General features: G+C 52.8%; 10 protein-coding genes and 1 pseudogene. 8 read left to right on the top strand and 3 right to left on the bottom strand.

Translation table 11 applies throughout. The features are described 5' to 3' along the window. Positions 1–64: 64 nt before the first annotated feature. From JUF21_RS02505 to rfbD, 4 genes and pseudogenes are all read left to right on the top strand, one after another. A pseudogene (locus JUF21_RS02505) lies at positions 65–733 on the top strand (sugar nucleotidyltransferase); the annotation flags it as partial. Then, entirely contained in the window at positions 730–1302 is a 573-nt protein-coding gene (rfbC, locus tag JUF21_RS02500; RefSeq protein ID WP_203623695.1) for a dTDP-4-dehydrorhamnose 3,5-epimerase, read from the top strand. The pseudogene JUF21_RS02505 and the gene rfbC, both read left to right, overlap by 4 nt. A gap of 2 nt (positions 1303–1304) precedes the next feature. Further along, positions 1305–2330, top strand: a complete 1026-nt coding sequence (gene rfbB / locus JUF21_RS02495; RefSeq protein ID WP_203662937.1) for a dTDP-glucose 4,6-dehydratase — start codon at positions 1305–1307, stop codon at positions 2328–2330. Between the two features lie 64 nt (positions 2331–2394). Next, complete coding sequence (gene rfbD, locus JUF21_RS02490) at positions 2395–3240, top strand: dTDP-4-dehydrorhamnose reductase (RefSeq protein WP_203623697.1); 846 nt, start codon at positions 2395–2397, stop codon at positions 3238–3240. Positions 3241–3320: 80 nt separating this feature from the next. Here rfbD and JUF21_RS02485 read toward each other — a convergent pair whose 3' ends face one another. Both JUF21_RS02485 and JUF21_RS02480 read right to left on the bottom strand, forming a co-directional pair. Further along, the gene (locus JUF21_RS02485) at positions 3321–4085 is read right to left on the bottom strand and encodes a tyrosine-protein phosphatase (protein ID WP_203662935.1); all 765 of its coding nucleotides are present in this window, start codon (positions 4083–4085) and stop codon (positions 3321–3323) included. A 115-nt stretch (positions 4086–4200) separates the two neighbouring features. Further along, positions 4201–4881, bottom strand: coding sequence for a sugar transferase (locus JUF21_RS02480; protein ID WP_374706429.1), 681 nt, complete (start codon positions 4879–4881; stop codon positions 4201–4203). 275 nt (positions 4882–5156) lie between these two features. Here JUF21_RS02480 and JUF21_RS02475 point away from each other — a divergent pair, with 275 nt between their 5' ends. The 4 genes from JUF21_RS02475 to JUF21_RS02460 all read left to right on the top strand — a co-directional run bounded on the left by JUF21_RS02475 (position 5157) and on the right by JUF21_RS02460 (position 8620). After that, the gene (locus JUF21_RS02475) at positions 5157–5927 is read left to right on the top strand and encodes an SGNH/GDSL hydrolase family protein (RefSeq protein ID WP_203623699.1); all 771 of its coding nucleotides are present in this window, start codon (positions 5157–5159) and stop codon (positions 5925–5927) included. Between the two features lie 16 nt (positions 5928–5943). Beyond that, positions 5944–7047 (top strand): LCP family protein, encoded by a 1104-nt coding sequence (locus JUF21_RS02470; protein WP_203623700.1) that lies wholly within the window; start codon positions 5944–5946, stop codon positions 7045–7047. Positions 7048–7126: 79 nt separating this feature from the next. Next, positions 7127–7867 (top strand): YveK family protein, encoded by a 741-nt coding sequence (locus JUF21_RS02465; protein ID WP_203623701.1) that lies wholly within the window; start codon positions 7127–7129, stop codon positions 7865–7867. 12 nt (positions 7868–7879) lie between these two features. Further along, positions 7880–8620 (top strand): CpsD/CapB family tyrosine-protein kinase, encoded by a 741-nt coding sequence (locus tag JUF21_RS02460; protein ID WP_203623702.1) that lies wholly within the window; start codon positions 7880–7882, stop codon positions 8618–8620. 80 nt (positions 8621–8700) lie between these two features. Here JUF21_RS02460 and galU read toward each other — a convergent pair whose 3' ends face one another. Next, positions 8701–9612, bottom strand: coding sequence for a UTP--glucose-1-phosphate uridylyltransferase GalU (gene galU, locus JUF21_RS02455; protein ID WP_203623703.1), 912 nt, complete (start codon positions 9610–9612; stop codon positions 8701–8703). Between the last annotated feature and the right edge of the window lie 187 nt (positions 9613–9799).

Here is a 9799-nt window from a genome sequence, read left to right as displayed (position 1 = left end):
CCTCTGCATTCATTATACGACAGTAACGGAACGGTTCCCATGAAAACAAGGCACTTACAAATATTCAGTATCCACTAGCTATAAAGTTCAGGAACATCCAAATGGTCTGGCTGAAGCTTTCATTCTTGCAGCTGACTTTATCGGTGATGACTCTGTTTGCTTAATTCTGGGAGATAATGTTTTTTATGGCGGTGGTTTGTCGAAGATGCTTCAGCGAGCTGCTGCCAAGCCGAAAGGGGCGACCGTCTTCGGCTATCATGTGAACGATCCAGAGCGGTTCGGGGTGGTTGACTTTGACGAGAACATGCATGCCAAGTCCATCGTTGAAAAGCCAACTCATCCGGCGTCTAACTACGCGGTCACGGGACTTTACTTCTACGATAACGATGTTGTGGAGATTGCCAAGCACATTAAGCCTTCTGCACGCGGCGAGCTGGAAATCACTGATGTTAATCAGGAATATCTGCGCCGGGGCGAGCTTGATGTTGAGTTAATGGGTCGTGGCTTTGCTTGGCTCGATACCGGGACGCACGAGTCTTTGCAAACAGCCTCCGCGTTTATTGCGTCGATTCAGCACCGTCAAAACTTGCAGATTTCTAACTTGGAAGAGATTGCTTATCGAATGGGTTACATCACCATCGCACAGGTCGAGAAGCTTGCTCAGCCACTGAAAAAGACCGAGTACGGCCAGTACTTGTTGCAGCTAGTCAAGCAGGAGGAGAACAACAAATGAGTTTAAAAGTGATTCCTACAAAGTTGAAAGACGTCAAAATTGTTGAAACCGACGTATTCTGTGATAATCGTGGGTTCTTTACGGAAACTTGGACCCGGGATAAGTTTGTGAAAGCTGGGATCACCACAGATTTCAACCAAGACAACCAGAGTCTGTCGGCGGAGCCAGGGGTTTTGCGAGGGATGCATTATCAAATGGCGCCATATGCGCAAACCAAGCTGGTACGTGTGGTGACAGGGGTCGTTGAAGACGTGCTCGTGGATATTCGTAAGGGGTCACCGACATATGGGCAGTGGGAAGGCTACATTCTTTCCGAGTTTAACCACCGCCAGCTGTTTGTGCCGAAGGGCTTTGCCCATGGCTTTATTACGTTGACGCCAAATGTCAACTTCTGCTATAAGGTCGAAGGCGTTTACGCGCCTGATGCCGACCGAGGGATCGTGTTTGACGATCCCGATATTGGCATTCAATGGCCGATGCCGACCACGCATCTGATCATGTCTGAAAAGGACACGAAACACCCACAGCTCAAGGATGCCGAGAACAACTTCGTATACGGGGAGATTTAATCATGAAACTCATGGTAACAGGCGGGGCCGGTTTCATCGGCTCAAACTTTGTTCGTTATGTGTACAATAATCACCCGGATGTGCAGATTACTGTTCTGGATAAGCTGACGTATGCCGGAAACAAGGCCAGCATCCAAGATCTGCTGGGCGACCGGGTCCAGCTGGTCGTTGGTGACATTTGCGATGCGCCGCTGGTCGACAAGCTGATGAGCCAGGTCGATACCTGCGTTCATTTCGCCGCCGAAAGTCACAACGACAATTCGCTGATCGACCCAAGTCCGTTCCTGCATTCTAATGTGGTTGGCACCTACACGCTGCTGGAAGCCGCACGTAAGTATGACATTCGCTTCCACCACGTTTCGACCGATGAGGTCTATGGCGATCTGCCGCTTCGGGACGACCTGCCTGGCCATGGTGAGGGTAAAGGCGAGAAGTTCACGACTCAGAGTCGGTACAATCCTTCCAGCCCGTATTCATCCACTAAAGCCGCGTCGGACATGCTCGTTCACGGGTGGACTCGTTCCTTCAAAGTTCGTGCGACCATATCGAACTGCTCGAACAACTACGGGCCGTATCAGCATATTGAAAAATTCATCCCGCGTCAGATTACAAATATTTTGAGTGGGATTACACCGAAGCTCTACGGTACAGGTAAAAATGTCCGGGATTGGATCCACACTGAAGATCATTCGCGGGCAATCTGGACAATTTTGACAAAGGGCAAGATTGGTGAGACTTATCTGATTGGGGCTAATGGTGAAAAGGACAATAAGACGGTCCTGGAGCTGATTCTTAAACTGATGGGCAAGTCGCCAGACGATTACGAGCAAGTTAAAGATCGTCCCGGTCACGACCTGCGCTACGCCATTGATTCTACTAAGTTGCGCACTGAGCTTGGCTGGGAGCCGCAGTTTACGGACTTTGAGTCGGGTTTGAAGCACATCATTGATTGGTACACTGAGCATGAAGATTGGTGGCAAGCAGAAAAGGCTGCGGTCGAAGCCAAGTATGCGAAGCAAGGGCAATAACAAAAATAACAAGACGAAGCGCAAGTCGCTTCGTTTTTGTGTGAAAACACGGAGATGAATCTTAATGAAGAAGATTTTAATTACGGGCGCTAATGGCCAGTTGGGTACTGAATTACGGCATATGTTGGACGGCCGCGGGATTGCATACCGCGCGACCGATACCAAGGAATTGGACATTACTGATGCCACAGCGGTGAATGCGTATTTTGCCGATTACAAGCCCGATATTGTGTATCATTGCGCTGCATACACGGCGGTTGATAAGGCAGAGGACGAAGGTAAGGCAATCGATGAGCTGGTCAATGCCAAGGGCACTGAGAACATGGCTAAGGCTGCCGGCGCCAATGATGCAACTCTGATATACATCAGCACGGATTATGTTTTTGATGGCGATAGTAATGAGTTGTACACCGTCGATCACAAGCCCGCTCCACGCAATGAATACGGCCGAACCAAGTACGAAGGCGAGCAGGCCGTTCAAAAGTACGCTAAGAAGTATTACATCATTCGGACCTCTTGGGTGTTCGGTGAATACGGCCACAACTTTGTCTACACGATGCTGAACTTGGCCAAAACCCATGACAAATTGACAGTGGTCAATGATCAGTTTGGGCGGCCGTCATGGACTAAGACCCTTGCGGAGTTCATGTTGTTTGCCGTTGATCACGACCTGGAGTACGGGATTTATCACTTGTCGAACGAGAACAGTTGCAATTGGTATGAATTTGCCAAGGCAATTCTCAAGGACACGGATACTGAGGTTGTGCCGGTCACGAGTGCTGAGTATCCGCAGAAAGCTTGGCGGCCACGGCATTCGATCCTAGATCTGAGCAAGACCGAGGCCACTGGATTTAAGATGCAGACTTGGCAAGAGGCACTTGCTGACTTTATGAAGGTCATTGACGCATAGTCTGGTACTAGCACAGCGTGGAGAACGGCCCTCGGAGTGTATCTCGTTGACCCTACATTCCGAGGGCCGTTTGCGTAACTTCATCCAAGGTAGATTTTCTGAAGAGTAGTTAAGTCTGTCGAAGAAAGCTCGAGTTGAGTCTCTAAATAGTTAGCCCATGAGTTATATTCTCTGGCGATAAGCTCGAACACGGCCTGTATATTGACTTTTTTTGCTGGCAAGGCGCCCATGCTTTCGACCTGATTGCCATGAGTGGAACGGGTCTCTGGGGCTATAATTCCTGAGGCTTTTAAGCCAACATTTGATGAAAGATAATCGGCCTGCATCGTTTCTTCAGGGATACCCAAAGCGGCTTCGATGAGCATGGCTGCGACCCCGGTACGATCTTTGCCCGCGGTACAATGAATGAGGACGGATTGATTATCATCAGGATTGTTCAAGAGCAGGCTGAACATGTCTTGGTAGGCCGACTTGGCGTGCGAGTCCGTGAGCATTTTCTTGTACGTGTGCACTACCGGGTCTTCAGGCTTGGCGAAGTGCCGTTTGAGCCGCTGTGAGAAGCTCGCATGGTCGCTGAAAGGCATGACCGGCAGTTGGTAGTAGCGCGCCTCTGGCGGCAAGATATCGGGATGGCGTCTGACCTCATCATCAGTTCGCAGGTCAATGACCTCTTCCACGCCGTAGTCATCTGCCAGTTGCTGGGCGTCTGCTTGGGTCAGCTGGTCCAGCGCGCCAGAGCGTAGTAGTTTGTTTGGCTTGATGGTGCGGCCGTCCTTGGCCCGATAGCCAGCAAAGGTGCGCAGATTGATCGCATGTGGCACTTCAAGAATGTGATTGTTTGTCATGATACCCTCCGCTATGATGCTCCTTCTCATAAAGTACCAGTTTGACTGAACGGGGTCTATGATTGACGGCAAGAAAAAAGGCCGCTTCCTGATGAAGCGGCGCGGCCGATTGAGGTTAATAGGCCTGATTAGGAACGATAATAACTTTAACCGTTTTAAATAAAATAATGATGTCGTTGAGAATGCTGCGGTGACTGATGTATTCCAAGTCGAGGTCAACCATCTGATCAAAGCTCAACCCGTTGCGCCCTGACACCTGCCATAGACCGGTGCAGCCCGGGGCGACCAGGAGTCGCTGTTTATCATACGCCGTGTAAGCGGCGTATTCACGGGGCAGGCACGGCCGTGGCCCAACCAAGCTCATGTCGCCGCGCAGCACATTGTACAGCTGCGGCAGTTCGTCAAGGCTCGTCTTACGAATGAAGCGGCCGATGCGCGTGATACGAGGATCGTCTTTCATCTTGAACATGGCGCCGGCGATCTCGTTTTGTTCAGTGAGTTTAGCGAGCTTGGACTCTGCGCCGACGCACATCGACCGGAACTTGTACATCCGAAAGCGTTGGCCGTCTTTTCCGATTCGGAATTGGGAGAAGAAAACGGGGCCGGCCGGGTCATCTAGCTTGATGAGAATGGCCAAGATTAAAAAAAGTGGCGATAACAAAACAAGGCCAAGCACGCTGCCGACCACATCCATGGTCCGCTTGACGGCCATGTAGCCATGCTGGCTAGCAAGCGCGGTTGCATCTGGCGCGGTTTGCTCAGCAGCACGGGGCTTCTTTCCTAGATAATTTTCCATGCGTTAACGTTTCCCCCAAACTCTGTTCTGTCTACGACGGCATTGGCGGTTGCACAGAACACAACAAGTATCTTAACATGATTTTAAGAAAGTAGCATTATTAATCGCTCGCAGAGAATGTTTTTTTCTAATCACCCGTAGATAATGTCATTTGGAGCCACTTATTTCCGCAGTTGGATATTTTGGATAGAAATCGCTTTCAAATGTTTCAACTGTCTTCAGACGACGTTATTAGTGGTATAGTAAAATGACGAATATTAGTGGGAGTAGAGTGTATGCGAAAAACTATCGGGGGGTTCATGATCATCGTCATTTCGGTGATCATGATTGCCGGGCTGGCGATAATTGGCAACCAGCGTGAACAAACTGAGCTTGACGCACAATCCGCTGGCTTTAGCCGCATTGGGCGCAATCGCACATCTTCCGCAAAGGTCAAGGCCTCAAATCATTCTGTGAAGGCGAAGACGAAGTTGGCCAAGACAGTGACTTACGCTGCGATGGGTGACGACATCGCAGCGGGGCACTACACGGCGACCGAGAAGGGTGCTTACCCATATCTGGTGGCCGCTGACTTGCGGCAGTCGCAAGGATTTACCGTCACGATGATTGAGTCATGGCAGGCAGGTGCCACCATCGGCACGCGCGGGTTACCGAGCATTGATCAGGTGGCTGAGGGCAAGCCAGATGTTGTCTCGCTTCAGTACGGGAACAATGAACAAACTGCTGCCGGTAGCTCCGCCAGTCTCTATCAGGCGAATCTAACGAAGGCGGTAAGTCAACTGAAGGCGAAGTTGCCGCGGGTCAAGGTTATCTTGATCACGCCGTGGCGGCAGCAGGTAGCTTATCAGCGCGCGGTGCTCGCCGTTGGGAAGGCGACAGGGTCAACGGTCGTTGATATTTCGGCGATTGAGGCCGCAAGCCAGACACACGCTACTGTCAGTACCAAGTCCTGGGCGGGCACGCCTCGAGGCGACTGGCCGAATGACCGCGGCAATGTTGAAATTGCCCATGCAGTCGCTCAAGTAATCAGTAAGCTGTACAAGTAACTGAGGGAGTTAAAGTATGGATGAGAATAAAGCACAAGTGATTCCACAGCGGCCGGCGCATCGGCATCACCATCATCACCGGCACCATCGTCAGTTTCACGTCTGGCGGTGGGTGGCCGGTGTGGTGGCGGCGCTATTGATCATCGCGGCAGGAGGCGCCTATTACGTCTACCACACATTGCATTCTACGGCGAATCACACCTACATTCCGCTACACAACCAGAAACAATCTGCTTCGGCCTTAAACAAGAACAAGCCCATCAGCATTCTTCTCATGGGGACAGATACCGGGGCCTTGGGCCGGACGGAAACCAATGGGCGATCAGACACGATGATCCTCGCCACCTTGAATCCGGCGAAGAAGACGACCACCATGGTCAGTATTCCCCGGGACACGATGGCCCAAATGATCGGCGATGATGGGGTCAATATCCAGAAGATCAACGCGGCTTACAGCATCGGCGGCGCGGATATGGCGGTCAACTCGACCACAGCGCTGATCGGCGTGCCGGTGAATTACTACGCGGTCGTCAACATGGGCGGCCTGGAGAAGATCGTCAACGCCCTGGGTGGCGTGACGGTGACGCCGGCCCTGAGTTTCTCCAATACGGGCTATACCTTCACCAAGGGCAAGGCCACTGAGATGCACGGCAAGGAAGCCTTGGCCTACATTCGGATGCGGTACAACGATCCCAAGGGCGACTACGGCCGGCAGGACCGGGAACGGCAGGTCATCACCGGCATCATCAAGGCAGCGCCGTCTTTGAAGACGCTGACGAAGTTCCAAGAGCTGATGAGTCAGGTCCAAAACAATTTCCGGACGAATCTTCAGTTTGATGACATGGTGGCCTTGTACAGCAAGTATCGTGATGCGGGGCAGACGGTCAAACAGGACCATCTGCAAGGCGTCGGCGCGTATCTGAACGGGTCTTCCTATCAGATTGCGTCGACTAAGGAATTGCAGCGAGTCTCGGACTTGCTCAACAACAGCCTTGACTTGCCAACGGCCACCCTCAATAATGAGGAAACGAAACAGAATGCCTTGAACCCGCACTTTGACTGGCATGCTGGCAACAGCAGCGTCAAGTACACGGTGCAAGGCGCAGATCAGGTGAATTAATCCTGGCGTCACCGTTGGGCGTTTTCCCCGAAGGTGGCGTTTGTGTTGTAGCTGGATCCCAAATGTTTAGGAGAATTCAATGGACGACGAAGTAATTAGTTTAGGCCAGATTTTTGCCATTCTGCGGAAGCACATCATCGCAATTATTGTCGCGACCTGTGCCGGCGGCGTGCTTGCCGCGGCGGTCACTTTCCTGGTGATGCAGCCGAAGTACGAATCCACCGCAATGGTGCTGGTCAACCGCAAGCAGACTACCGCCGCGGGCCAGTACAATGACCTGCAAACCGACCTGCAGATGATCAACACATACAAGGACATCATCACTAAGGACGTGGTGTTGAGTCCGGTGCGCGAGAACCTGCAGAAGAAAGGTGTGGTCGTTGGCAGCACTGGCGAACTGGCCAATGAGATCACTGTCTCGAACAACACGAATTCGCAGGTCATGAGTGTCACCGCCAAGGCGGATGATCCTTACACGGCGCGGGCAATCGTCAATGAAACAGCTGAGGTCTTCCGAAGCAAGATCACCTCGATCATGACCAACGCCAAGAACGTGACGATCATCTCCCGTGGGACGTTGAACAAGAACGCGGTGAGTCCACGCAAGAAGCTGAACATTTTGATTGGGCTGCTGGCTGGGCTCGTGGTCGGCATTCTCTTCGCTTTCCTGCGTGAGTTGACCGATCGCACGGTCAAGGACCCGGCGTTCATCACGGACACCCTGGATCTGCCGCTGCTCGGGACGATCACCGAGGTCGATGAGCACAACATCAAGCTGGGCACCAAGGGACTGCGGCCGACTGGCCGGTCTCGCCGATAGGAGGGCACGCACATGGCATGGTATAATCATAAAAGCAAGAAGCTGCTCGCCAACCAAAGTGTCCGCCAAGGGGTTGCACTCGTCACCGATTACGACCCGACTGGCCGCGTGAGTGAGGAATACCGGACCCTGCGGACCAATATTTCCTTCTCTAAGGCTGGTGGGGCCATCAAGTCGATTGCCGTCACTTCAGACGCGCCGGCGGAAGGGAAGTCCACCGTCAGTGCTAACTTGGCCGTGACTTTTGCGGCGCAGGGGTTAAAAACGATTCTGGTGGATCTCGATATGCGCCGGCCAACGGTCAACGCCACGTTTGGCCTGCAGAACACCAGCGGCTTGGTGACACTGCTGACGGACGAGTCCAATGACCTGGCCGGCCTGCTGCCACTGTACTGCAAGGCGACCAACATCGACGACTTGGCCGTGATGACCTCTGGGCCCACACCGCCGAATCCCTCAGAGCTGCTTGGCTCCGACCAGATGATCGCGCTGCTCAACGAATTGCGCACGCGCTATGACCGGATCATCTTGGACACGCCGCCTCTGATGAGTGTCACAGATGCGCAGATCGTTGCGTCTCACGCCGATGCCACGATTCTCGTGGTGCCTTACGGGATCGCCCAGAAGGCGGCCGTGCTGGACGCAAAGGTGCTCCTGCAGAAGGTCAATGCCAACATCATCGGTGTCGTCATGAACCGGGTGCCTCAGCCAACCGGCTCGGGGTACTACTATTACGCTGGCTATTACAAGTAATCCCATATCAATGCGTCGATGACGCAAAGGAGCTCCGATTGGCCAATTTGACCGTCGGAGCTCTTTTTGACTTTGTCTGTTTACTTGCTTTGCTTAGCTTTGGCCGCGTCCTCTTTTTTGATGCGGTCGGCGAGCCTGAGAATGTAGTCGTGCAGCTCATCCTTGATTTCCGGGTGGGTGAGGCCGTATTCAACGCTGGTTTCCACGAAGCCGAATTTATTGCCGACGTCGTAGCGCTTGCCCTTGAACTCGTGCGCAAACACGCGCTGCGTCTGGTTCAGTGTATCAATGGCGTCGGTCAGCTGGACTTCGTTGCTTTTACCCGGCTTCTGGTGCTCCAGAATGCTAAAAATCTCCGGCGTCAGCAGGTAGCGGCCGATGATGGCCAAGTCACTTGGTGCATCGTCAACAGATGGCTTTTCAACGAACTTGCGGACGTTGTACAGGCCCTCAGACACTTCGGCCTCAGGGTCGATGACCCCGTAGGCCGACACCTCCTGGTGAGGGACGCGCTTGACGGCGAGGATCGAGGCGTGGGTGCGCTCGTACTCGTTGATCAGCTGCTGGGTGAGCGGCACCTTGTCCATCATGAGGTCATCGCCCAGCATGACCACAAACGGCTCGTCGTTGACGAAAGACTTCGCCAGGCGCACCGCATCGCCCAAGCCCTTGGGGTGGGTCTGACGCACGTAGAAGAGGTTAACGCCCATGTCGGTGGTCGAGCGGACCAGGTTCAGCATCGCCGTCTTGCCTTTTTCCTGAAGGTTCTGTTCAAGCTCGGGATTGGAGTCAAAATGGTCCTCAATACTGCGCTTGTTCTTGCCTTCAACGATCAAAATGTCGGTGATCCCACTAGCCTTGGCCTCTTCAACGATAAACTGGATCGTCGGCTTGTCGACGATCGGAAGCATTTCCTTGGCCAGCGCCTTGGTGGCGGGTAGGAAGCGGGTGCCGAGCCCGGCTGCCGGGATAACTGCTTTTCTTACTTTCACGAGATTCCTCCTTGATAATTCGGTTGTTTAATACTCTCATTATACCCATGGCTGGGCGAAAACGATACCTTGGACGTTTTGGGGTTCAGCAGTGTCACATGCCGATGGGCCAAGTCCGCCAGCACCGCGGGTTGAGTACATTGCCAGGGTAAGCTTATAATGTTGACCTAATAAGTGTTTAAGGTAG

The sequence above is a fragment of the Lacticaseibacillus sp. 53-4 genome (assembly GCF_016861805.1).
GTDB lineage: Bacteria > Bacillota > Bacilli > Lactobacillales > Lactobacillaceae > Lacticaseibacillus.
This window is presented reverse-complemented; position numbering and strand designations above follow the sequence as displayed.